The organism is Limnohabitans sp. 15K, assembly GCF_002778285.1.
Taxonomy (GTDB): domain Bacteria; phylum Pseudomonadota; class Gammaproteobacteria; order Burkholderiales; family Burkholderiaceae_C; genus Limnohabitans_A.
The window spans coordinates 195,499-217,076 of record NZ_NESM01000004.1; the positions used below are offsets into that span (position 1 = coordinate 195,499).

Genomic DNA, 21,578 nt, shown 5'->3' on the forward strand with positions numbered 1-21,578 from the left:
GGTAAGCGTGGCTGGGGGGAGTCAGAGGGCTTCGAGTTGCTGCAGTTCGGCCAAGGTGTTGGCGTTGGCAAAGGCATGGGGGCTGTCGCCGGGCAGGTCAAACGGGACGATGGCGCAGCGGTGCTGGGCGGTCCAGGCGTCGATCTTGCGGCCGCCGCTTTGTGTGAACTTGACCAGACTTTCGAGCAGCTCTGTTTTGATCAGGCAAAACACTGGCTGTGGGCGAACCGTGCCATCGGCCTCCAGGGCGGCGGCCATGGCCACGTCGGCGTCTTGCGTCTCCATGGCTTGGAGCAGCCGCTCCACCAGGTCCAGAGGGAAAAGAGGTGTGTCGCAAGGCACGGTGAGCATGAGCGGCGTTTCGCAGCGCTCCAGGCCCGTCTGAAAACCCGCCAGAGGGCCTGCAAAGCCGTCGATGCTGTCGGGCCAGACCGGCACACCCAGCGCTTCATAAGCCGCCAGATTGCGGTTGGCGTTGATCAGCACCTCTTGCAGCGGCAGGCTTTGCAGCTGCAGGCGCATCAGGGTTTGCAGGGCCAGCGGCAGGCCGTGGAAGTTTTGCAGACCTTTGTCGGTGCCGCCCATGCGCGAGCCGCGTCCGCCTGCCAAGATGAGGCCGGTGATGCCCGGGGCGTTCTGCGTGAAACTGTTCATGGCTCTTAGCCTCCGATGTAGCTCATTTCCACCCGGCGGCCTGTGCCGCTGGCGGTGTCGGGTCCGCGCAGGCTGCGCAGCACCGAATATTGGTCGGTGCGCCCGCGCCAGATGGCGTCCACCGTTGCGGCGAGTTGCGAATCGCTTTGCGTGGGGTCGCGCAAGAGTTGGCGAAGGTCGTAGCCTTGGCTGGCAAACAGGCACAGGTACAGACGGCCTTCGGTGGACAGGCGGGCCCGGTTGCAGTCGCCGCAAAAAGCCTGCGTCACGCTGCTGATCACACCCACTTCGCCCAAACTCGGGTCGTGCTCGCCTTGGGCATTGGCATAGCCCCAGCGCTCGGCGGTTTCGCCGGGGGCTGCGGGGTCGAGTTGTACCAAGGGCAGTTCGCTTTGCAAGCGCCGGATCACCTCTGCGCTGGGCAGCACTTCGTCCATGCACCAGCCATTGGTCGCGCCCACGTCCATGTACTCGATGAAACGCAGCACGATGCCTGTGCCCCGAAAGTGCCGAGCCATGGGCAAGATTTCGTGGTCGTTGGTACCGCGCTTGACCACCATATTGACCTTGATCGGCCCCAGGCCCGCAGCCCGGGCCGCTTCAATCCCGGCCAACACATCGGCCACTGGAAAGTCCACGTCGTTCATTTGCCGGAACACTGCATCGTCCAGCCCGTCCAGGCTGACGGTGACGCGTTGCAGGCCAGCGTCTTTCAGGCTTTGGGCTTTGCGCGCCAACAGCGAACCGTTGGTGGTCAGGGTTAAGTCGAGTGGCTGGCCGTCGGGCGTGCGCAGCGCGGCCAGTTGGGCGATCAGGATTTCGATGTTTTTGCGCAGCAGCGGCTCGCCGCCAGTCAGACGGATCTTGCGCACGCCTCGGCCCACGAACACGGTGGCAATGCGGGTGATCTCTTCAAAACTCAGCAAGTGGCTGTGCGGCAGGTAGGCGTAGTCCTTGTCAAAGACTTCTTTGGGCATGCAGTAACTGCACCTGAAGTTGCAGCGGTCGGTCACGCTGATGCGCAAATCGGTCAAGGGCCGACGCAGGCTGTCCATGGGCAAAGTGCTCAGGTCTTGGCCCGCAAGCAAGGCAGGCAAAGGCAAGCTGGGATGGCGCTGGTCAACCAGCGGAATAACGCGTTCAGACATAGGGGGTCGATTGTGCCCGAGCTACCAGCGCCCTTGAGATGGCATGGTCAAGGATGAACGGGTCTACAAAAAAGCGTTCATGCCAACATCATCGGGTCGGATCAACAGGTGGCCTCAGCCGTGCTGGATGGCCACGGTTTTGAGGGTGGTAAAGCCCAGCAGCGCCTCAAAGCCCTTTTCGCGTCCGTAGCCCGAAGACTTGACGCCACCAAAAGGCAACTCCACACCACCGCCTGCGCCGTAGTTGTTGATGAACACCTGGCCGCTGCGCACGCGCTTGGCCATGCGGAACTGGCGGCCGCCGTCACGCGTCCAGATGCCCGCCACCAAACCGAATTCGGTGGCGTTGGCCAATTCGATGGCATGGTCTTCGTCGGTGAAGGACATGGCCGACAGTACCGGGCCAAAGACTTCTTCTTGCGCCAAACGGTGCATCACCGGCACATCGCGCAGCAAAGTGGGGGCTTGGTAAAAGCCGCCAGCTGGCACACCTGCCGCAATTTGCCCCTGGGCCACGGTGGCAATGCTATCCGCCTTGGCTTGGTCCAAAAAGCCGGTGACCCGCTCCAACTGGCTGGCGCGGATCAGCGGGCCCAAGTCCAGGTTCATGGCGGCCGAGCCCACTTGCAGGCGGCCAAAGGCTTCGCCCAAGCGCTTCAAAAGCGGCTCGTAAATGCCTTGCTGGATCAGCACGCGTGAGCCCGCGCTGCAGGTTTGGCCCGAGTTCTGCACGATGGCGTTGACCACCACCGGAATGGCCGCGTCCAGGTCGGCGTCGTCGAAAATGATTTGTGGGCTCTTGCCGCCCAGCTCCAGCGTCACGGGGCAATGGCGCTCAGCGGCCACTTGCTGGATGAGTGTGCCCACCCGGGGGCTGCCGGTGAAGCTGATGTGGTCAATGCCCGGGTGGCGGGCCAGCGCGTCGCCCACTTCGTGGCCGTAACCGGTGACGATGTTGATGGCCCCGGGCGGAAAACCCACTTCGGCGGCCAACTGCGCCACGCGGATCAGGCTCAGGCACGCGTCTTCGGCAGGTTTGACCACGCAGGCATTGCCCGCAGCCAAAGCGCCGCCAACGCTGCGCCCAAAAATCTGCATCGGGTAGTTCCAGGGAATCACATGGCCCGTCACGCCATGCGGCTCGCGCCAAGTCAAGACGCTGTAGCCGTTTTGGTAGGGCAGTGTCTCGCCGTGCAGCTTGTCGCAGGACCCGGCATAAAACTCAAAGTAACGGGCCAAGGCCACCGAATCGGCGGCGGCTTGTTTGGTGGGCTTGCCGCAGTCGCGCTGCTCCAGGGCGGCCAGCTCGGCGGCCTGCTCGCTCACTTTTTGAGACAGCTTCATGAGCAAGCGCCCACGCTCCACAGCCGTCAGCTTGCCCCAAGGGCCGTTGAAAGCTGCGCGGGCCGCTTGCACTGCTTGGTCAATGTCAGCCGCTTGGCTGCGGGGAATCTGATCAAACACCTGCCCGTCAGAAGGGTCCAGCACGTCGATGGTCTGGCCGGCCAAGGCTGGGACGGATTGGTTGGCGATGAAGTTGTGTTGCATGCCCCCATTGTCGGTGGTGCCGCAGCCTTGGAAATCACGCAAGAGACATCACGCCCACCAGCGGATCCAGAGCCTTCGCTTTCGCAAGCGCCGTGAAAGTAAAATCGGGGTTAATCCCTAGGATTTTCCGATTCCTCTTAACTTTCAAAAGCAGACACCATGTCCCTGAACAAAGTCACCCCCGGCAGCAAAGTGCCAGACGCATTCAACGTCATCATCGAGATCCCGATGAACTCCGACCCTGTGAAGTACGAAGTCGACAAAGAGTCCGGCGCTTTGTTTGTGGACCGTTTCATGGGCACCGCCATGCACTACCCCACCAACTACGGCTACGTGCCCCAGACCATCGCCGGTGACGGTGACCCGGTCGACGTGTTGGTCATGACGCCTTTCCCGCTGCCCCCAGGCGTGGTGGTCTCGTGCCGCGCTATTGGCATCTTGCTGATGGAAGACGAAGGCGGCATGGACGGCAAGATCTTGGCCGTACCCACCGAAAAAATTCTGCCTATCTATGCCAACATCAAGGCCCTGGCCGATGTGCACGAGCTGCAACTCAAGCAAATCGCCCACTTCTTTGAACACTACAAAGACCTCGAAAAAGGCAAGTGGGTCAAGGTCAAGGGCTGGGAAGGCGTCGAGTCCGCCGCCAAAGAACTGCTGGACGGCATCGCCAACTACAACAAGGCCTGAGCGTCCTTAAATAAAACGCCTGCCCGGTTTGCACCGTGCAGGCGTTTTTTTATGGGGCTGGTGCGATGGAAATTCGCAGGCCCGTGGCTTTGAGCACAGCCGCCAAAGTTTTGATCGTGGGATTGCCCCGGGCCGACAAGGTTCGGTAAAGGGTTTCGCGTGACAGCTGGGTCTGCGCAGCCAACGCCGTCATGCCGCAGCGCGCCTCAACCACTTTGCGCAAAGCAGCCAAATAAGTCTTGGGATCGTCATCCTCATTGGCTGCATTCAGGTATTCGGAGGCAAATTCGGCGTCTTGGAGTTGTTGAAAAAGCCAGTCATCATGTTTTGCGGTTTCATTCATTTTGAACTCCTTGTTTGCCATTCCAACCAACGCTGAACGGCTCTGTCGATATCGGCCGGCTGCGAGCGCTTGTCTCCTCCTTGGCACAGCAAGACTACTTTTTTATCGGCCAAGGCGTAATAGACGCGGTAGCCCGGACCCCAATCAATCCGCAGCTCCCAAACACCCGCCCCAACAGGCTTGCAATCGCCAAAATTCCCGTTTTGCAACCGGAGCATCCGCGCCGAAACTCTGGCTCTCGCTTGTTTGTCTCGCAGTTCATCCAACCACAAACCAAACAGGTCCACTCCTTGGGGACTGACGTAGTGCTTCAAAAGAAACATGGCAATTGTAGCTTTAAAGCTACCCTCCTGATGTATTTTTATGCCATCAAGTTAGCCACTGACTGCGTCAAATATCAAGTGCCTTATGAAGCGGGGCGTTTGTCCTATCAACTCAAGCCCAAGCGGCGCACATAAACCTTATCAAATACCGCCTCAAGCCCCGGGTGCACGCCGCGCAGACCGGCGGCCACGTTGGCGGTCCAGTCAAGGTAAGCCTGTCGGACCTTAAGGTGACTTACAAAATTTCGGAGCCTGCAGGGGGTTGGATTTGCTTTAGCGGCGAGTGCTGATTAAGCGCTTCCAGATAGTTCTCCACCCCCGCTTTTTCCCGCTCCAAAAACCGGGCCACGGCCTCAGAAAAGGACGGATGCGCCAGCCAGTGGGCGCTGTGCGTGGGGGTGGGCAGCAGTGCGCGGGCCATTTTGTGCTCGCCTTGTGCGCCGCCTTCAAAGCGTTTGAGGCCGTGCTGGATGCACCATGCGATGGGCTGGTAATAGCAGGCTTCAAAGTGCAGGCAGTCCACCCGGGCAATAGCCCCCCAGTAGCGGCCATAGGCCACTTCGGGCTGACCCTGGGCATCCAGGTGCAGGCCGATCAGACTGATGCCAATCGGCTGCGCTTCGTGTTCGGCCACAAACAGCAGCCAGTTGGCGGCCATATCGGTGCGCATGGACTCAAAAAACGCCGGGGTCAAATACGGCGCATTGCCGTGTTCCCAATAGGTTTGTTGGTAGCAGCGCAGCAGCAGGGCCCAGTCGGCGTCCGTCATGTCGGGGCCGCGCACGCCGCGAAAGGTCACGCCCGCCTCCTGCACTTTGCGGCGTTCTTGCCGGATTTTTTTGCGTTTTTCTTGCGTGAGGCTGGCCAAAAAGTCATCAAAGTCGCGCCAGCCTTGGTTTTGCCAGTGAAACTGCACCTGGTCGCGCTGCAGCAGCCCGGCTTGCTCACAGGTTTGCAGGTCTTGCGCGCTGCCAAACAAAATGTGCAGCGAGGGGATGTTGTTGGTTTGGCAAATGTCCAGCAAGGCGGCCAGCAGGGCTTGGCGTGCGTCGTCTGACTCTGCCAGCAGGCGGCTGCCGGGCACGGGTGTGAAGGGCGAGGCCACGAGGGCTTTGGGGTAATAGTCCAGGCCGTGGCGCTGGTAGGCGTCGGCCCAGGCGTGGTCAAACACGTATTCGCCGCGTGAGTGGGTCTTGATGTAGAGCGGGCAGGCAGCGGCCAACACATCGCCTTGCGGGGTGCTGCGCCACAGGCTGATGACTTGCAGCGTCCAGCCGGTCTCGGGCGCGGCCGATTGGCTGGTCTGCATGGCCGACAAATAGGCATGCTGCATGAAGGGGGATGGGGCGTCTTGCCGGGCGAGCAGGTCGTCCCAGGCTTCAGGCGCGATGGCACCCAGGTCGTCTTGCACCCGGGTGACATAATTCAAGCTCACATTTTCCAGCACCTGTATGACTCTCCAAATTCGTGTGGCCCAGCTCAACTTTGTCGTCGGTGACATGCCGGGCAATGCCCGCAAGATCATCGACTTCGCCACCCGGGCGCATGCCGAGGGTGCGCGCCTGGTGCTGACGCCCGAGCTGTCGATTTGCGGCTATGCGGCCGAAGACTTGTTGCTGCGCCCCGCCTTTATTGACGCCTGTGATGATGCCCTGAAAACAGTGGCCCGCGAACTGGCTGGGTTAAAAGGTTTGCATGTGGTGGTGGGCCACCCCGAAGGCGGCGGCCTGCGGACCCGCAGCGTGGCGGTGACGCGCCGCCACAACCGCGCCAGCATCTTGTGCGAGGGGCATGTGGTGTGTGCTTATGACAAGCGCGAGCTGCCCAACTACCAAGTTTTTGACGAGCGCCGTTATTTCACGCCCGGCAACGGGGTGGGCGTCTTCGAGGTCGAAGGTGTGCGGGTGGGCTTGCTCATTTGCGAAGACGCTTGGTTTGAAGAGCCCGCACGCTTGGCCCGTGATGCGGGTGCCCAGGTGCTGGCGGTGTTGAACGCCTCGCCTTTCCATGCCGGTAAAGGCCCGGAGCGCGAGCAGCGCATGCGTGAGCGGGTGGCCGATAGCGGCTTGCCTTTGATTTACGCGCATTTGGTCGGTGGGCAAGACGAGGTGATTTTTGAAGGCCGCTCGTTTGCACTCAACGCCCAAGGCGAAACCGTGGCGCGGGCCGAGGGCTTTCGCGAAGCCGACTTGGCAGTGCAGGCATCGGTTGGCCAGCAGGGTGTGGACCTGCGTGCTGCGCCTGAGGCCTTGGTGCCCATGGCCAGTGCCGATGCCGAGCTGTGGGATGCGCTGGTGCTGGGCGTGCGCGACTATTTGGGCAAGAACGGTTTCAAGGGTGCGATTTTGGGCCTGTCGGGCGGCATTGACTCAGCTCTGGTGCTGGCGATTGCGGTGGACGCGATCGGGGCCGACAAGATTCACGCGGTCATGATGCCTTCGCCTTACACGGCCGACATCAGCTGGATCGATTCGCGCGACATGGTCAAGCGACTGAATGTGCGGTATGACGAAATCTCGATCGCGCCCTTGTTTGACGGCTTCAAACAGGCGCTGTCGGCGCAGTTTGAGGGCCTGAAAGAAGACACGACCGAAGAAAACATCCAAGCCCGCGTGCGCGGCACGCTGCTCATGGCGCTTTCCAACAAGACCGGGGCGATTGTGCTGACCACCGGCAACAAAAGCGAGATGGCCACGGGGTACTGCACGCTGTATGGCGACATGGCGGGCGGTTTTGCGGTCATCAAGGACGTGGTCAAGACCCGTGTGTTTGACTTGGCGCGCTGGCGGAACCAGAACGATCCCTACGGCACGGGCAGCCAGCCGATCCCTGAGCGCATCATCACCCGCCCGCCCAGCGCCGAGCTGCGCCCTGACCAAAAAGACCAGGACAGCCTGCCCGCGTATGAGGTGCTGGACGCGATCATTCAGCGCTACATGGAAAACGACGAGGGCGTAGAAGCGCTGATTGCCGATGGCTTTGAGCGGGAAGATGTGGAAAAAGTCACTCGCCTGATTAAGCTCAATGAGTACAAACGCCGCCAGTCGCCGGTGGGCATTCGCGTGACGCACCGCAGTTTTGGCAAGGATTGGCGTTATCCTATGACCAACAAATTCCGCGCCTGATTTCGGGCCATTTCTATTTTTTGAGGATTTTTTCCATGAAACAGATCACCGCCGTCATCAAACCTTTCAAACTCGAAGAAGTGCGCGAAGCTTTGGCCGAATGTGGCGTGACGGGCCTGACAGTGACCGAAGTCAAGGGTTTTGGCCGTCAAAAAGGCCACACCGAGTTGTACCGCGGCGCAGAGTACGTGGTCGACTTTTTGCCCAAAGTCAAAGTCGAAGTGGTGGTCAAGGACCAAGACGTGGACAGCTGTGTGGACGCCATCATCAAGGCAGCGCGCACCGGCAAGATCGGTGACGGCAAGATTTTTGTGACCACGGTCGAGCGCGTGATCCGTATTCGCACAGGCGAGCAAGACGAAACCGCGGTTTGATGGGAAAGCCGGGCTACCCAGCCCGGCTCAGCTAGCGCCAAAGGTCAGAGCAGTTCGACTTTGGCGCGGGGGGAAAAGCCTGCTTTTTGCACCAAACTTTGCAGCAGCGCCTCGGGCTCATTGCCCAGGGTGACCAGCTCGGTTTGCCACTCGCCCATAAAACCGTCTTGCACCACTTGGCCGATGAAGCCCATCAGGCCATCGTAGTAGCCCAGGCTGTTGAGGATGCCCACGGGTTTGTCGTGGTAACCCAGCTGACGCCAGGTCCAGACCTCAAACAACTCTTCAAAAGTGCCGATGCCCCCGGGCAGGGCCAAAAAAGCGTCGGCTTTGTCGGCCATGAGGCGTTTGCGCTCGTGCATGGTGTCCACCACATGAAGTTCGGTGCAACCGTGGTGCGCCCATTCTTTTTCGACCAAAGCCTTGGGGATGATGCCAATCACAGTGCCACCTGCCGCCAACGTGGCTTCGGCCACCAAGCCCATCAGGCCGTTTCGCCCGCCGCCGTAGACCAATTGACCACCATGCTGGCCGATCCATGTGCCGACTTGCACTGCAATTTGCGCGAATTCAGGTTTGTTACCGGGTTTGGAGCCGCAGTAAACGCAGACAGAGAAGGCGGGCTGATCTGTAGCGGTTAGGTTGACGCTACTTTCGGTCATGCGAACCGTTGCCAAAGTGCGCCCAACCAGACGCCCAAGCACAGCAATAAGCTGAGCAGCACCGCAGCGCTGCCCATGTCTTTGGCCCGCTTGGACAGATCGTGCCATTCAGGGCCGATGCGATCGATGGCCGATTCGATGCAGGTGTTGAGCAACTCGACAATCATGACCAGCAACACCGTGCCGGCCAGCAAGGCGGTTTCCACCCACCCTTGACCCAGCCAAAATGCCATAGGCAGCAAGGCCATGGCCAAAATGGCTTCTTGGCGAAACGCAGTTTCTCCCCATCCAGCGCGCAGGCCCTGGATCGAGTAACCCCCTGCATGGAACACGCGGTTCAAGCCTTTGCGTGCTTTTTGTGGGTTGACAACGTCTGTTGGAGCGGGGGAGGGTTCTTGCATGGCACGTCAAACGGGGAAAAGTTCAATTCTGAACCGTAATCAAGCGGGTTCCGGCAAAAGCATCGTGCCAAAACTGTCTTTGCGGGTGAAAGCGGCTGAGTACACCCCAAACGGTGATCCAACCCAAAGTCAAAAAAGCCAACTCAACAGGGGGCAAGCCCAGCGCCGATGAGGCGGCCAGAGGGGGAAGGAACCAAAGCCAGCTGGCCAAGTAACGTTTAAAGGCCGTTTTTCGGCTGATTTTTTGACCCGCCGAGTCCACGATTTGGATTCGCCAGGTTTTCATGGCCAAAGTCTGGCCGCGTCGCCACATCCAGATGAAATACAGGCCCAGCACCAAAAAACTGCTGGCCTGCAAACCAGATTTGAGTTGGGGGTGGACGTTCATCTCACCAGGAGCCAACCCTGTCACCCAATAGGCGGCCACAAAATAGACCAAGCCAGAGGAGACCATGACACCAAACAAGAGCATGCCTTCGTAGAGCCAGCAGGCCATGCGGCGCATCAGTGACGGCGTTGTCGTCTCCTCAAGAGACGCAAAGTCTAAGCCTTGGACCGTCATGATGGGGCCGTTTCAGAGGCGGGCTTGAGACCTTCGGGCATGTCGGACGACGCGGGCAAGGGCGGGCTCTGGGTCGGCGTGGTCAGAGTCGTTTGGCGTGGCAAAAGGGTTTTGCGATCGATGACGGCCGTTTGAGGTGCAGCACCTGATGAGGCTTTCGCAGGTGTCTGGACTAGGCGATGGGCTTCCAAGGGCTTGATGGTTGGTGCCGCACTTTTGGCAGGGCTTGCCGTGCTTTCGCTGAGCAAGCGTTTTTCTTCTGCGGGCAGAGCCTGGTAAGCCTCCCATTTCGCTTTTTTATCTTCTTTGGGCAAGCTTTGCATCTGATTGAAGTTCAAACGCGCCAAGTTGCGTTGCTGGGGGCTCAAATCCACCCAATCGGCCATGCGCGAGTGCATGGTGACTTGGTCAGCCACAGGCAGTTGTGTGAAGTTCTTTGAAATGGTGAGCCACTTGGCTTGTTGCTGTGCAGTCAAGGCGCTCCATTGCGCGCCCAAAGGCGCCAGCGCTTGTCTTTGCATGGGGGTCAGTTGCCGCCATGCGCTGGAGGTTGCAGTGCTGACGGTGTCGGCCTTGGCGTTGTTGCCGGCTGCCAATGTGCCTGGAGGCGTGATTGAAGGCGTTTGTGCTGCTGCACCCATCCAACCCGCAAAAAAAGTCCCGCCGATGACAAAGATCAGCAAGGCTTTCAAAAAGGGAACACGGCCAGTGCGCAGCTCAGTCATGCTGGCCCGTGGTGCTGCGGTTGAGTTTCAAAAACTGGGCAAAACCAGCATCTGTGTAAGCGTGGGGCGGTAATTCATCGGTCAAAAGGGCCGAATCTGTGGCCGCAATTTCCATGGCGATGTTGTCGTCTTTTGTCCATTGAATCGCCAGCAGACCGACCACCAGGGCCAGCAATGGCAAGGAGGAGGCCAGGATGCCCCACAAGCCTAAACCTTCGTCGCCCGAAGAGGCCAGGGTGCCGTTTGCATGGACGGTGTTGGTTTGGGCCTGACGAACTTGCACCAAAGGTTTGCGCTGACCGATTGCCAACAAGCGTGCCACGCGCAGGCGCTCGGAGATTTCATGGGGCAAATCTGTGGTCGCCAGGGAAAGCTGGCCTGAAAAGTAATGGCCCAAGCTGTCTATTTCGTTGGCAGAGGGTGTGGATGCGTGTTTCATGGTCTGATTCCTTGTGTTCCCAATGTTTTGCTCAGGGCCTGGATCGCCCGGGAACAATGGGTTTTGACGCTGCCTTCTGAGCAGCCCATCACTGCAGCGGTCTGCGCTACGTCGTGCTCTTCCCAATAACGCAGCAAGAAGGCTTCTCGTTGACGTGCAGGCAATGCCATGACAGCGGTTTCGATGTGCTCGAGGGTCTGCAGACGGCCTACCCAGTCTTCTGCGCTTTCTGATGAGGCATCTTCAGCGTTGTTGCCGGTCACTTCCAGCAGGTCAAATTCGCCATCCCCATCAACCGCATTGAAATCACCCAAATTTGTAAAAAGTGCATTTCTGGTTTTTTGCCTGCGAAACCAGTCCAGCGTGGTGTTGGATAGGATGCGTTGAAACAGCAGTGGCAGTTCTACCACAGGCTTGTCGGCGTAATGGGTGCACAGCTTGATCATGCTGTCTTGGAGGATATCCAAGGCCGCATCCTCGTTTCTGACATGGTAATAAGTGCGTTTGAACGCCTTTTTTTCCATGTTTTTCAGAAATTCTGCAAGTTCAGAGTCGGATGCCAAAGAGTTGTCTCACGCCAAAGCAATGCTTCGCTTGAATAAAAAAGGCTGAACGGTTGGGCGGGTCATAGCCACTCAGAGCTGAACAATTATGTCACCGGATCGGCTCATTCCATGAATTTCAAAATTTGCACCGCACAAGTGCGATAATGCGCGATTGCAATTGAAAAAAAGCAAACGGATCACCGTCCGGCACTTTTACAGTTTGGTGCCCATGTCTGTGGTCTTAAGTCCCAAAGCCACTTCACAAGAGTCGAGCCCAGGGGCACCCAAGGTTTTTCGTTAGAGAAATTCACAAAGGTTGAATATGGAAATGAACAAGGCCGATACGGCTCACACCCCTGCGGGCGCTCAAGAATTGCGCGGTGCAGAAATTCTCGTCAAAGCACTCCAAGCGGAAAACGTGCAATACATCTGGGGTTACCCCGGTGGTGCCGTTTTGCACATTTACGACGCTTTTTACAAGCAAGACACCATCCAGCACGTCCTCGTGCGTCACGAGCAAGCTGCCGTGCACGCGGCCGACGGGTTTGCCCGTGCCACGGGCGAAGTGGGTGTGGCGCTGGTCACTTCGGGCCCCGGCCTGACCAATGCCGTCACCGGTATTGCGACCGCCTACATGGACAGCATCCCTATGGTCATCATCAGTGGCCAAGTGCCCACTGCGGCCATTGGCCTCGATGCGTTCCAGGAATGCGACACCGTGGGCATTACCCGTCCCATCGTCAAGCACAACTTCTTGGTCAAAGACGCCAAGGACATGGCCGAGGTCATGAAAAAAGCCTTCCACATTGCGCGCAGTGGCCGCCCTGGCCCTGTGGTGGTGGACGTGCCCAAAGACGTTTCCTTCAACAAGGTGATGTACTCGGGCTACCCCGAGACCGTGGAAATGCGTTCTTACAACCCCGTGCGCAAGGGCCACGGCGGTCAGATCCGCAAGGCTTTGCAGTTGCTGATGGCGGCCAAGCGGCCTTACATCTACACCGGCGGTGGTGTGCTCTTGAGCAATGCCAGCGCCGAGTTGCGTGCCCTGGTGGACATGCTCAACGTGCCGGTCACTAACACTTTGATGGGTTTGGGGGCTTTTCCCGCCACAGACCGCCGTTTCTTGGGCATGCTGGGCATGCACGGCACCCTCGAAGCCAACAACGCCATGCAAAACTGCGATGTGCTCTTGGCTGTGGGTGCCCGGTTTGACGACCGCGTCATCGGCAACCCCAAGCACTTTGCTTCGGTGGACCGCAAAATCATCCACATTGACATCGACCCGTCCAGTATTTCCAAGCGCGTGAAAGTGGATGTGCCGATCGTGGGCGACGTGAAAGATGTGTTGACCGAACTCATGGGCATGATTCGCGAATCCGGCCTCAAGCCCGACCCACAGGCTTTGGCCCAGTGGTGGGAAACCGTCGAAGGCTGGCGCAAACGCGATTGCATGAAGTACGACAACAGCAATTCTCTGGTCATCAAGCCGCAAAAAGTCATTGAGACCTTGTGGGACATGACCAAGGACGCCGATGCTTACATCACCTCAGACGTGGGTCAGCACCAGATGTGGGCGGCTCAGTACTACAAGTTCAACGAACCACGCCGCTGGATCAACTCCGGTGGTTTGGGCACCATGGGCGTGGGCATTCCCTATGCCATGGGCATCAAACTGGCCAAGCCAGACAGCGAAGTGTTCTGCGTGACGGGCGAAGGTTCTGTGCAGATGTGCATTCAAGAGCTCTCGACTTGCCTGCAATACAACACGCCCATCAAAGTGGTGGCCCTGAACAACGGTTACTTGGGCATGGTGCGCCAGTGGCAGGAGATTGATTACTCCGGTCGTTACAGCCACAGCTACATGGACGCCTTGCCCAACTTTGTGAAGTTGGCCGAAGCTTATGGCCACGTCGGCATCTTGGTTGAAAAACCGGAGGATGTGGAGCCCGCCTTGCGCGAAGCCCGCAGGCTCAAGGACCGCACCGTTTTCTTGGACATCCGAACGGACCCCACTGAAAACGTGTTCCCGATGGTGCAGGCCGGCAAGGGCATCACCGAGATGATCATGGGCGCGGAGGATCTGTAATCATGAAACACATCATTGCTGTATTGATTGAAAACGAAGCGGGCGCTTTGTCCCGCGTGGTGGGTTTGTTTTCGGCCCGTGGCTACAACATCGAGTCTTTGACCGTGGCCCCGACCGAAGACCCCAGCCTCTCGCGCATGACCATCCAGACCACCGGTTCGGACGACGTGATCGAGCAGATCACCAAACACTTGAACCGCCTGATCGAGGTGGTCAAGGTTGTGGACCTGACCGAAGGTGCTTACACCGAGCGCGAGTTGATGCTCGTGAAAGTGCGCGCCGTCGGCAAGGAACGCGAAGAAATGAAACGCATGGCCGACATCTTCCGGGGCCGTGTGATTGACGTCACCGACAAGAGCTACACCGTAGAGCTGACCGGTGACCAATCGAAGAACGACGCCTTTTTGGAGGCGATCGACCGCAGTGCCATCTTGGAGACCGTGCGCACCGGTGCATGCGGTATCGGGCGCGGCGAGCGCATCCTGCGCGTCTAAACTCAACCCTTGAACCTGTTTTATTCCTAAGGAGAACCCTGTGAAAGTTTTTTACGACAAAGATTGTGATCTGAGCGTTATCAAGGGCAAGACCGTTGCCATTCTTGGTTACGGCTCGCAAGGCCATGCACACGCCCAAAACCTGAACGACAGCGGCGTCAAAGTGGTCGTCGGTCTGCGCAAAGGTGGCGCATCTTGGGACAAAGTCGGCAAAGCCGGTTTGACCGTGATGGAAGTCAACGATGCCGTCAAGGCAGCTGACGTGGTCATGATCTTGTTGCCCGACGAAATGATCGCCGAGGTTTACAACAACAATGTGGCCCCCCACATCAAACAAGGCGCTTCTTTGGCCTTTGCCCACGGCTTCAACGTACACTACAACCAAGTCGTTCCCCGCGAAGACCTGGACGTGTGGATGGTCGCCCCTAAGGCCCCAGGTCACACCGTGCGCAACACCTACACCCAAGGTGGCGGCGTGCCCCACTTGGTGGCGATTCACCAGGACAAGAGCGGCAAGGCCCGTGCTTTGGCTCTGAGCTACGCCATGGCCAACGGTGGCGGCAAGGCCGGCATCATTGAAACCAACTTCAAAGAAGAGACTGAAACCGACTTGTTCGGTGAGCAGGCTGTTCTGTGCGGTGGCGCGGTTGAGCTGATCAAGATGGGTTACGAGACGCTGGTGGAAGCCGGTTACGCCCCTGAAATGGCTTACTTCGAGTGCTTGCACGAGTTGAAGCTGATCGTTGACCTGATCTACGAAGGTGGTATCGGCAACATGAACTACTCGATCTCGAACAACGCCGAGTACGGCGAGTACGTGACCGGTCCTGAAGTCATCAACGAAGAGTCGCGCGTCGCCATGCGCAATGCCTTGAAGCGCATCCAAACGGGTGAATACGCCAAGATGTTCATCTTGGAAGGCAAGACCAACTACCCAAGCATGACGGCGCGTCGTCGCTTGACTTCTGAGCACTCCATCGAAGTCGTGGGCGCACAACTGCGCGCCATGATGCCTTGGATCGCCAAGAACAAGCTGGTTGACAAGACCCGCAACTGATCGCTTTTTGCGATGGAAAAAGGCCACCTCGGTGGCCTTTTTCTTGGGCGCTCGGACTGCCTTAAACTTGGCTGATAAGGGATGGCTCCGAAAAACGCAATAGGAATGGACGATGAGCAAAATCAACGACAAAAACAGAGCCGAAGAGCCGGAGTCAGCCGCTCCCGTGCGCAAACCTTCCAAGGGCATTTACATGTTGCCCAACATGATCACCTTGGCGGCCCTGTTTGCGGGTTTTTATGCGGTGGTCATGGCCATCAATGGCCGTTTTGATTTGGCCACGGTGGGCATTTTCAGCGCCATGGTGCTCGACAGCCTGGATGGCCGTGTAGCCCGCATGACGAACACCCAAAGTGCTTTTGGCGAACAGATGGATTCGCTGTCTGACATGGTGTCTTTTGGTGCCGCGCCTGCCCTGATTGCGTATGTCTGGACGCTCAAGGAGTTGGGCCGCTGGGGCTGGATTGCCGCATTTGTGTATTGCGCCTGCGCTGCGCTGCGCCTGGCACGCTTCAATGTGAACACGGGCGTGGTCGATAAACGGTATTTTCAGGGCTTGCCATCGCCAGCTGCCGCGGCCTTGGTCATGGGCTTTGTGTGGATCATGTTTGACAACGCCGTGCCTGCCAAAGCGGTGGCCTGGGGCATGTTTGCCGTGTGCCTGTTTTCGGGTTTGACGATGGTGACCAACGTGCCGTTTTACAGCTTCAAAGACATGCACATGAAAAAGAGCGTGCCGTTTGCCACCTTGGTGTTGGTGGCCTTGGGCATTGCGGCGGTGAACATCGATCCCCCCACGGTTTTGTTCGGCTTGTTTGTGCTCTATGGCTTGAGCGGTTATGTGATCTACATCTGGCGCAAGGCCAAAGGCCAGCCGACCAGCATGATCAGCACCTCCACCGACGAGCCCGATGAACGCGGTTTGCACCAGTGATGTCAACTGCAAGACACTTTGCGTTTTGAACTGTGCTAAAGTGTTTCTATGAATTTTTCTTTGTTTGCACTACTGCTAACGCCCCACGGGCGGGATGTGTAGCGCACGCAAACATTTTCCCAAAAGGCCCGAATGCCATCCGCATCGGGCCTTTTGCATTTTTGCTTGGACTTGCGGGTTTTTGACCAGGAGTGAACATGACTGACAAACTGATTATTTTCGACACCACCTTGCGCGACGGCGAGCAGTCCCCCGGTGCATCCATGACCCGCGACGAGAAGCTGCGCATTGCCCGCCAGCTGGAGCGTCTGCGCGTGGACGTGATCGAAGCCGGTTTTGCTGCCAGCTCCAATGGTGATTTTGAGGCGGTCAAAAGCATCGCCGACGCGATCAAGGACTCCACCATTTGCTCTTTGTCCCGAGCCAATGACCGCGACATTTCGCGTGCTGCCGAGGCCCTCAAAGGCGCCAACAGCGGTCGCATTCATACTTTCATTGCAACCTCCCCATTGCACATGGAGAAGAAGTTGCGCATGTCGCCCGACCAAGTGTTTGAGCAAGCCAAGCAATCGGTTCGCTTTGCACGCAATTTGGTGGGCGATGTTGAGTTCAGCCCGGAAGATGGTTACCGCAGCGAGATGGATTTCTTGTGCCGAGTCATCGAAGCCGTGATTGCCGAAGGGGCTACCACGATCAACGTGCCCGACACGGTGGGATATGCCGTGCCTGAGCTGTACGGCGAGTTCATCCGCACCCTGCGCGAGCGCATTCCCAACTCTGACAAAGCCATTTGGTCCGTGCACTGCCACAACGACTTGGGCATGGCGGTGGCCAACTCTTTGGCTGGCGTCAAGATTGGCGGCGCACGTCAGGTTGAGTGCACCATCAACGGTTTGGGCGAGCGTGCGGGCAATTGCTCACTCGAAGAAGTGGTCATGGCGGTCAAAACGCGTCGCGATTATTTCGGCCTCGACATCGGCATTGACACCAGCCACATCGTGGCGGCCAGCCGAATGGTCAGCCAGACGACGGGTTTTGTGGTTCAGCCCAACAAAGCCGTGGTCGGGGCCAACGCTTTTGCCCACGCCTCGGGCATTCACCAGGACGGCGTGCTCAAGGCGCGCGACACCTATGAAATCATGCGCGCTGAGGATGTGGGCTGGACCACCAACAAGATCGTCTTGGGCAAGCTCAGTGGCCGCAACGCCTTCAAGCAGCGCCTGCAGGACCTGGGTGTAACGCTCGACAGCGAGACAGAAATCAACAACGCCTTTGCCAAGTTCAAGGAGTTGGCCGACCGCAAGAGCGAGATTTTTGACGAAGACATCCTGGCTTTGGTGGGCGACGAGAGCGTGACTGCCGACAAAGAGCAGTATGGTTTTGTCTCCATGTCGCAGCACAGCGAAACCGGCGAGCGGCCCCATGCATCGGTGGTTTTCACGGTTGAGGGCAAAGAGGTGCGGGCCGAATCGGACGGAAACGGCCCTGTGGATGCCTCGCTCAAAGCCATCGAGTCGCACATCAAAAGCGGTGCTGAAATGGTGCTGTACTCGGTCAATGCCATCAGCGGGTCGACCGAGAGCCAAGGTGAAGTGACGGTCCGTTTGCAAAACAGCGGTCGTGTGGTCAACGGTGTGGGATCAGACCCTGACATCGTTGTGGCATCGGCCAAGGCCTATCTGAGCGCCCTCAATAAATTGCAGAGCAAAGCCGATCGGGTGGCTGCGCAGGGTTGAAAGCAGTACTTTAAACGTACTATCTGGCTTGAATAAAGTCACGCAAGTCTTTGTTCTTGCGTGACTTTTTTTATTTGAGTACACTTGCAGAAGATTAAGCTTTTGATAGATACAAGATGTTCCCGTTGCGATTTGGTTTTTCTTTTTCTCGGCCAGTCACCGGCTCGGCAGTGAGTGGCTTGGCCGCTGCATTGTTTGGGTGCGCTTTGCTGTTGACTTTGGTGTCGCCCACAGACGTTTGGGCGCAAAACAAAACGGCGAACGAGAAAAAACGGCCTGTCACTGTTGCCCAAAAAGCGGTCAAGAAGAAGGCGACAAGCGTGGCTCCCAAAGCCAGCGCCAAGCGTGTGAATTCTGCGCAGCGTCCAGCAGTGCCCATGCGAGCTTCTTATGGGCAGCTGGCAGGGCTTCACGGCGCATCGGATCCTTTGGATCTGCATTCGAGCGTGGCTTTGGTCATCGACCAAGACACCCGAGAGGTGTTGTTTCGTAAAAACGACAAAGCGGTGTTGCCGATTGCATCGTTGACCAAGCTCATGACCGGCTTGATCATTTCAGAAGCCCAATTGCCCATGTCCGAGATGATTGCCATCACCCAGGCCGACGTGGACACTGAAAAAGGCAGTTCATCTCGCTTGGCTGTCGGTACAGTGCTCAGCCGTGGCGATTTGTTGCACTTGTCGTTGATGTCCAGCGAGAACCGCGCTGCCCATGCTTTGGGTCGCAGTTTCCCGGGCGGCATGGACGACTTTGTCAGCCGCATGAATGGGCGCGCACAAGCCTTGGGCATGTCGGACACCCGTTATGTGGAGCCGACTGGCTTGTCCAGTCGCAACCAGTCCAGCGCCAACGATTTGGCCACCCTGGTGGCTGCGGCTTACAAAGTGCCTGTCTTGCGCGAATTGTCCACTTCACACGGTCGTGAGATCGAGGTCGGTCGGCGCACGCTTCAGTACAACAACACGAACCGGTTGGTCAAAAGTGCCAACTGGGACATTGGCATCCAAAAAACAGGCTACATCTCTGAGGCGGGCCAGTGCTTGGTCATGCAAGCCCAAGTGTCAGGGCGCAAGCTGATCATGGTTTTTCTGGATTCCGCAGGCAAACTCACCCGCATCGCAGACGCTGAGCGCGTGCGCCGCTGGGTTGAAAAATCCTCCAACACATCCGGTACCCGACACTCTGCTTTGGCTGACCAGCAGCCCGGTTGAGATTTCACAAACTCACAAAAAAACCCCGCAATGCGGGGTTTTTTCTTGTGTGAACGCCAACGGTTGTCATGGGCGGCCGTCGTAGCCCAAGGTGCTGGAGATGGCGTGGGCAGTGGCCTGCAGTTTGGGCAGCCAGCCTTCGTCCAAACGGTCAGCGGGAGCGGAGATCGACAGGCCCGCCAGCAACTTGCCTTGGTCGTCGTAAATACCCGCAGCGATGCAGCGCACGCCCAGCTCCAACTCTTCGTTGTCGCGAGCGATGCCGTATTGTTTGACCCGAGACAGCTCACGCTCGAGCACCTGCAACTGGGTGATGCTGTTGCGCGTTTGTCCTAATAAGCCTGTTCGCGTGGCGTAAGAGCGCACACGCAATGGGTCGTCGGCAGCCAAGAAGAGCTTGCCCACAGAAGTCAAATGCAAGGGGGCACGTCCACCGATGGCGCGAACCACTTGCATGCCCGAGCGTTCGCTGTAGGCACGCTCGATGTAAACGATTTCATCGCCTTGTCGCATGCTCAGGTTCACCGGTTGCTGAATCAGTTTGTGCAAATCACGCATCGGTGACAAAGCGGCGTCGCGCACATTCAAGCGGCCTTTGACCAAGTTACCCAACTCCAAGAGCCGCATGCCCAAACGGTAATTGCCCGCCTCAGGTCGGTCGACGAAGCGACCTGTGGCCAGGTCGTTCAAAATGCGGTGCGCAGTGGACGGGTGCAGCCCCGTTTTTTCACTGATTTCTTTCAGCGAAATGGCTTCCGAGCGCGAGGCCAGCACATCGATCAGCGAAAACATGCGCTCGATCACCTGGATGGTAGGTGTTGGCGTGAAGGCAGGGTCTTTTTTCATGGTGTCGTGGGTCAGCCTCAAAATTTTACACTGTGAAAATTTCAAATGCTAGGGCAACGGTTGCCATTCGCCTTGGACCCTGACCTCGCAAGGTGCAAAGCGTGATTTGTAATTCATTTTGGGGCTTTGCTCTATCCAGTAGCCCAAAAAGACATAAGGCAATTTCAACTGGCGGGCCTGCTCAATCTGCCAGAGCACGCCAAAGGTGCCGTAACTTCCCGTGTCCTCTGGTTCGTAGAAGGTGTACACGGCTGAGAGGCCTTGGTTCAAAACATCCACAATGCTGACCATTTTCAGAGCGCCCAACTCGCCATCGGGCGCTGCGGCTCGGAATTCCACGATTCTGGAGTTGACGCGACTTTGCAGCAAAAACTGTTGGTATTGGTCAACGCTGTCATGGTCCATGCCGCCACCAGCGTGGCGGTGGGTTTGGTAGCGCAGGTAGAGCGCGTAATGCTCGGGGTCAAAGTGCAAATCGAGAATACGCACTTGCAAACGCTGATGGTCCCGCCACGCACGGCGCTGGCTGCGGTCTGGTTTGAACGCCTCCACCTTGACGCGCAAAGGCAGGCAAGCCTGGCATCCATCGCAGTAGGGGCGGTAGGTGAACATGCCGCTGCGGCGAAAGCCTTGATCGACTAAGTCCGAATAGACCTCGTTGTGGATCAGGTGGCTGGGCGTGGCGACCTGCGATCGGGCCGATCGATTGGGCAAGTAACTGCAATCGTAGGCCGCAGTCGCGTAGAACTGCACAGATTGCAGGGGAATTTCGTTCAGGTGGGTCACAGGGTGTTGTCCAAAGTCACCAACAAATCCCAGTATAAAGATTGGCTGCCCCAGTCCACCGGGGGCATGTGCCGCGCTTGTTGGACCTGAGCCAAAAAATCGGCGCGTGGCATCTCGGCAGCCCCGAGCGAAGCCAGGTGCCGGGTGTTTTGCTGGCAGTCAATGGCCTCAATTCCGTGCTCAAGGCACACACTGACGAGCATGGCCAAAGCCATTTTGGAGCCGTCGGTGACGGTGGTGAACATGGATTCGCCAAACACGGCGTGACCCATGGCCACAAAATACAGTCCAGCCACCAGCGAGCCGTTCAGCCAAAGTTCGGCGCTGTGGGCCAAGCCCATGCTGTGAAGTTCTTGGTAAGCCTTGACCATGTCGGGCACGATCCAAGTGCCGCTTTGCCCGGTTCTGGGGGCTTGGCTGCAACGTTCGATGACTTGGTGAAAGTCCTTGTCAAAACACAATGAAAAGCCTGGATCAAGTTGCCCTCGCTTGAGCGCCTGACGCAGGGAACGGTGCAACCGAAAGTTCTGAGGCCGCAACACCATGCGGGGGTCTGGGCTCCACCAGAGCACGGGTTGACCGCTGCTGTACCAAGGGAAAATCCCCTGGCTGTAAGACGCTACAAGCCGCATCGCAGACAGGTCTGGACTGGCCGCCAGCAAGCCAGGCGCAGAGGAGTGGGGGCCCCAGGCTTGTTCAGGCGAGGGCAATGCCTGACCAGGTTCAATCCATGTCAGTGGGGGCTCGTAAGCGTTGCGTGGCATGCCAGCATTACACATGAAAAGCGAGCCCGAACGCTGGATGGCAATCTGCCGTGCGCTGCTTTTTTGGGTTTATCCTCGCCATGCAAAGATGCCTTTTTAATTGAGAGGCGTGGCTCCCAGGGAAT

Annotated in this window: 24 protein-coding genes; 9 read left to right on the top strand and 15 right to left on the bottom strand. The window is 58.0% G+C overall.

What is annotated here, in order from left to right; translation table 11 throughout:
• Positions 1-21 precede the first annotated feature (21 nt).
• The 3 genes from mobA to B9Z40_RS14360 form a co-directional block, all read right to left on the bottom strand.
• On the bottom strand, positions 22-654 hold the full coding sequence (gene mobA, locus B9Z40_RS14350) for a molybdenum cofactor guanylyltransferase MobA (RefSeq protein ID WP_100174038.1): 633 nt from the start codon (positions 652-654) through the stop codon (positions 22-24).
• Between the two features lie 5 nt (positions 655-659).
• Positions 660-1,802, bottom strand: coding sequence for a GTP 3',8-cyclase MoaA (gene moaA / locus B9Z40_RS14355; RefSeq protein ID WP_100174039.1), 1,143 nt, complete (start codon positions 1,800-1,802; stop codon positions 660-662).
• Positions 1,803-1,916: 114 nt separating this feature from the next.
• Positions 1,917-3,350: an aldehyde dehydrogenase family protein gene (locus B9Z40_RS14360; protein WP_100174105.1), complete on the bottom strand. Its 1,434-nt coding sequence runs from the start codon at positions 3,348-3,350 to the stop codon at positions 1,917-1,919.
• A gap of 159 nt (positions 3,351-3,509) precedes the next feature.
• Here B9Z40_RS14360 and ppa point away from each other — a divergent pair, with 159 nt between their 5' ends.
• Positions 3,510-4,040, top strand: coding sequence for an inorganic diphosphatase (ppa, locus tag B9Z40_RS14365; protein ID WP_100174040.1), 531 nt, complete (start codon positions 3,510-3,512; stop codon positions 4,038-4,040).
• Between the two features lie 49 nt (positions 4,041-4,089).
• Here the strand turns inward: ppa and B9Z40_RS14370 are convergent, their stop codons facing one another.
• The 3 genes from B9Z40_RS14370 to B9Z40_RS14380 form a co-directional block, all read right to left on the bottom strand.
• The gene (locus B9Z40_RS14370; protein WP_100174041.1) at positions 4,090-4,383 is read right to left on the bottom strand and encodes an addiction module antidote protein; all 294 of its coding nucleotides are present in this window, start codon (positions 4,381-4,383) and stop codon (positions 4,090-4,092) included.
• On the bottom strand, positions 4,380-4,706 hold the full coding sequence (locus B9Z40_RS14375) for a type II toxin-antitoxin system RelE/ParE family toxin (RefSeq protein ID WP_100174042.1): 327 nt from the start codon (positions 4,704-4,706) through the stop codon (positions 4,380-4,382). Before B9Z40_RS14375 ends, B9Z40_RS14370 begins: the two co-directional genes overlap by 4 nt.
• Positions 4,707-4,941: 235 nt before the next feature.
• A complete protein-coding gene (locus B9Z40_RS14380; RefSeq protein WP_100174043.1) occupies positions 4,942-6,153 on the bottom strand; it encodes a GNAT family N-acetyltransferase in 1,212 nt (403 codons plus the stop codon).
• Positions 6,154-6,157: 4 nt separating this feature from the next.
• On the opposite strand from B9Z40_RS14380, the gene B9Z40_RS14385 reads away from it, so the two are divergent.
• Both B9Z40_RS14385 and B9Z40_RS14390 read left to right on the top strand, forming a co-directional pair.
• On the top strand, positions 6,158-7,831 hold the full coding sequence (locus B9Z40_RS14385; protein ID WP_100174044.1) for an NAD+ synthase: 1,674 nt from the start codon (positions 6,158-6,160) through the stop codon (positions 7,829-7,831).
• 35 nt (positions 7,832-7,866) lie between these two features.
• Complete coding sequence (locus tag B9Z40_RS14390) at positions 7,867-8,205, top strand: P-II family nitrogen regulator (RefSeq protein ID WP_100174045.1); 339 nt, start codon at positions 7,867-7,869, stop codon at positions 8,203-8,205.
• Positions 8,206-8,249: 44 nt separating this feature from the next.
• Here B9Z40_RS14390 and B9Z40_RS14395 read toward each other — a convergent pair whose 3' ends face one another.
• The 6 genes from B9Z40_RS14395 to B9Z40_RS14420 are packed head-to-tail and all read right to left on the bottom strand — an operon-like array spanning position 8,250 to position 11,557.
• Positions 8,250-8,867: a TIGR00730 family Rossman fold protein gene (locus B9Z40_RS14395; protein ID WP_100174046.1), complete on the bottom strand. Its 618-nt coding sequence runs from the start codon at positions 8,865-8,867 to the stop codon at positions 8,250-8,252.
• Positions 8,864-9,268: a diacylglycerol kinase gene (locus tag B9Z40_RS14400; protein ID WP_100174047.1), complete on the bottom strand. Its 405-nt coding sequence runs from the start codon at positions 9,266-9,268 to the stop codon at positions 8,864-8,866. The genes B9Z40_RS14395 and B9Z40_RS14400 overlap by 4 nt, the downstream gene beginning before the upstream one ends.
• A gap of 22 nt (positions 9,269-9,290) precedes the next feature.
• On the bottom strand, positions 9,291-9,830 hold the full coding sequence (locus B9Z40_RS14405) for an RDD family protein (RefSeq protein WP_233204925.1): 540 nt from the start codon (positions 9,828-9,830) through the stop codon (positions 9,291-9,293).
• Positions 9,827-10,555, bottom strand: a complete 729-nt coding sequence (locus B9Z40_RS14410; RefSeq protein WP_100174049.1) for a DUF3106 domain-containing protein — start codon at positions 10,553-10,555, stop codon at positions 9,827-9,829. The genes B9Z40_RS14405 and B9Z40_RS14410 overlap by 4 nt, the downstream gene beginning before the upstream one ends.
• Positions 10,548-10,994, bottom strand: a complete 447-nt coding sequence (locus tag B9Z40_RS14415; RefSeq protein WP_100174050.1) for a DUF3619 family protein — start codon at positions 10,992-10,994, stop codon at positions 10,548-10,550. The genes B9Z40_RS14410 and B9Z40_RS14415 overlap by 8 nt, the downstream gene beginning before the upstream one ends.
• Positions 10,991-11,557, bottom strand: coding sequence for an RNA polymerase sigma factor (locus tag B9Z40_RS14420; RefSeq protein WP_100174051.1), 567 nt, complete (start codon positions 11,555-11,557; stop codon positions 10,991-10,993). The genes B9Z40_RS14415 and B9Z40_RS14420 overlap by 4 nt, the downstream gene beginning before the upstream one ends.
• A 304-nt stretch (positions 11,558-11,861) precedes the next feature.
• Between B9Z40_RS14420 and B9Z40_RS14425 the strand changes: the two genes are divergently transcribed.
• From B9Z40_RS14425 to B9Z40_RS14450, 6 genes are all read left to right on the top strand, one after another.
• A complete protein-coding gene (locus B9Z40_RS14425; protein WP_100174052.1) occupies positions 11,862-13,625 on the top strand; it encodes an acetolactate synthase 3 catalytic subunit in 1,764 nt (587 codons plus the stop codon).
• A 2-nt stretch (positions 13,626-13,627) separates the two neighbouring features.
• On the top strand, positions 13,628-14,119 hold the full coding sequence (gene ilvN, locus B9Z40_RS14430; protein WP_053175395.1) for an acetolactate synthase small subunit: 492 nt from the start codon (positions 13,628-13,630) through the stop codon (positions 14,117-14,119).
• Positions 14,120-14,159: 40 nt separating this feature from the next.
• Positions 14,160-15,176 carry a ketol-acid reductoisomerase gene (gene ilvC, locus B9Z40_RS14435; protein ID WP_019425312.1) on the top strand — a complete coding sequence of 339 codons (1,017 nt, stop codon included), beginning with the start codon at positions 14,160-14,162 and terminating at the stop codon, positions 15,174-15,176.
• A 112-nt stretch (positions 15,177-15,288) separates the two neighbouring features.
• Positions 15,289-16,110, top strand: coding sequence for a CDP-diacylglycerol--serine O-phosphatidyltransferase (gene pssA, locus B9Z40_RS14440; protein ID WP_100174053.1), 822 nt, complete (start codon positions 15,289-15,291; stop codon positions 16,108-16,110).
• Between the two features lie 197 nt (positions 16,111-16,307).
• On the top strand, positions 16,308-17,846 hold the full coding sequence (locus B9Z40_RS14445) for a 2-isopropylmalate synthase (protein ID WP_100174054.1): 1,539 nt from the start codon (positions 16,308-16,310) through the stop codon (positions 17,844-17,846).
• Between the two features lie 116 nt (positions 17,847-17,962).
• Positions 17,963-19,057 carry a serine hydrolase gene (locus B9Z40_RS14450; RefSeq protein WP_100174055.1) on the top strand — a complete coding sequence of 365 codons (1,095 nt, stop codon included), beginning with the start codon at positions 17,963-17,965 and terminating at the stop codon, positions 19,055-19,057.
• Between the two features lie 66 nt (positions 19,058-19,123).
• Here B9Z40_RS14450 and B9Z40_RS14455 read toward each other — a convergent pair whose 3' ends face one another.
• The 3 genes from B9Z40_RS14455 to aat are packed head-to-tail and all read right to left on the bottom strand — an operon-like array spanning position 19,124 to position 21,453.
• Complete coding sequence (locus tag B9Z40_RS14455; protein WP_100174056.1) at positions 19,124-19,903, bottom strand: IclR family transcriptional regulator; 780 nt, start codon at positions 19,901-19,903, stop codon at positions 19,124-19,126.
• A gap of 48 nt (positions 19,904-19,951) precedes the next feature.
• The gene (locus B9Z40_RS14460) at positions 19,952-20,689 is read right to left on the bottom strand and encodes an arginyltransferase (RefSeq protein ID WP_100174057.1); all 738 of its coding nucleotides are present in this window, start codon (positions 20,687-20,689) and stop codon (positions 19,952-19,954) included.
• Positions 20,686-21,453 (bottom strand): leucyl/phenylalanyl-tRNA--protein transferase, encoded by a 768-nt coding sequence (gene aat, locus B9Z40_RS14465; RefSeq protein WP_100174058.1) that lies wholly within the window; start codon positions 21,451-21,453, stop codon positions 20,686-20,688. The genes B9Z40_RS14460 and aat overlap by 4 nt, the downstream gene beginning before the upstream one ends.
• Positions 21,454-21,578 lie beyond the last annotated feature (125 nt).

What these genes read in the sequence shown, in the direction of transcription:
- mobA (WP_100174038.1), bottom strand. Translation starts at nt 654, where the DNA reads ATGAACAGTTTCACGCAGAACGCCCCGGGCATCACCGGCCTCATCTTG.
- moaA (WP_100174039.1), bottom strand. Translation starts at nt 1,802, where the DNA reads ATGTCTGAACGCGTTATTCCGCTGGTTGACCAGCGCCATCCCAGCTTG.
- B9Z40_RS14360 (WP_100174105.1), bottom strand. Translation starts at nt 3,350, where the DNA reads ATGCAACACAACTTCATCGCCAACCAATCCGTCCCAGCCTTGGCCGGC.
- ppa (WP_100174040.1), top strand. Translation starts at nt 3,510, where the DNA reads ATGTCCCTGAACAAAGTCACCCCCGGCAGCAAAGTGCCAGACGCATTC.
- B9Z40_RS14370 (WP_100174041.1), bottom strand. Translation starts at nt 4,383, where the DNA reads ATGAATGAAACCGCAAAACATGATGACTGGCTTTTTCAACAACTCCAA.
- B9Z40_RS14375 (WP_100174042.1), bottom strand. Translation starts at nt 4,706, where the DNA reads ATGTTTCTTTTGAAGCACTACGTCAGTCCCCAAGGAGTGGACCTGTTT.
- B9Z40_RS14385 (WP_100174044.1), top strand. Translation starts at nt 6,158, where the DNA reads ATGACTCTCCAAATTCGTGTGGCCCAGCTCAACTTTGTCGTCGGTGAC.
- B9Z40_RS14390 (WP_100174045.1), top strand. Translation starts at nt 7,867, where the DNA reads ATGAAACAGATCACCGCCGTCATCAAACCTTTCAAACTCGAAGAAGTG.
- B9Z40_RS14395 (WP_100174046.1), bottom strand. Translation starts at nt 8,867, where the DNA reads ATGACCGAAAGTAGCGTCAACCTAACCGCTACAGATCAGCCCGCCTTC.
- B9Z40_RS14400 (WP_100174047.1), bottom strand. Translation starts at nt 9,268, where the DNA reads ATGCAAGAACCCTCCCCCGCTCCAACAGACGTTGTCAACCCACAAAAA.
- B9Z40_RS14405 (WP_233204925.1), bottom strand. Translation starts at nt 9,830, where the DNA reads ATGACGGTCCAAGGCTTAGACTTTGCGTCTCTTGAGGAGACGACAACG.
- B9Z40_RS14410 (WP_100174049.1), bottom strand. Translation starts at nt 10,555, where the DNA reads ATGACTGAGCTGCGCACTGGCCGTGTTCCCTTTTTGAAAGCCTTGCTG.
- B9Z40_RS14415 (WP_100174050.1), bottom strand. Translation starts at nt 10,994, where the DNA reads ATGAAACACGCATCCACACCCTCTGCCAACGAAATAGACAGCTTGGGC.
- B9Z40_RS14425 (WP_100174052.1), top strand. Translation starts at nt 11,862, where the DNA reads ATGGAAATGAACAAGGCCGATACGGCTCACACCCCTGCGGGCGCTCAA.
- ilvN (WP_053175395.1), top strand. Translation starts at nt 13,628, where the DNA reads ATGAAACACATCATTGCTGTATTGATTGAAAACGAAGCGGGCGCTTTG.
- pssA (WP_100174053.1), top strand. Translation starts at nt 15,289, where the DNA reads ATGAGCAAAATCAACGACAAAAACAGAGCCGAAGAGCCGGAGTCAGCC.
- B9Z40_RS14445 (WP_100174054.1), top strand. Translation starts at nt 16,308, where the DNA reads ATGACTGACAAACTGATTATTTTCGACACCACCTTGCGCGACGGCGAG.
- B9Z40_RS14450 (WP_100174055.1), top strand. Translation starts at nt 17,963, where the DNA reads ATGTTCCCGTTGCGATTTGGTTTTTCTTTTTCTCGGCCAGTCACCGGC.
- B9Z40_RS14455 (WP_100174056.1), bottom strand. Translation starts at nt 19,903, where the DNA reads ATGAAAAAAGACCCTGCCTTCACGCCAACACCTACCATCCAGGTGATC.
- aat (WP_100174058.1), bottom strand. Translation starts at nt 21,453, where the DNA reads ATGCCACGCAACGCTTACGAGCCCCCACTGACATGGATTGAACCTGGT.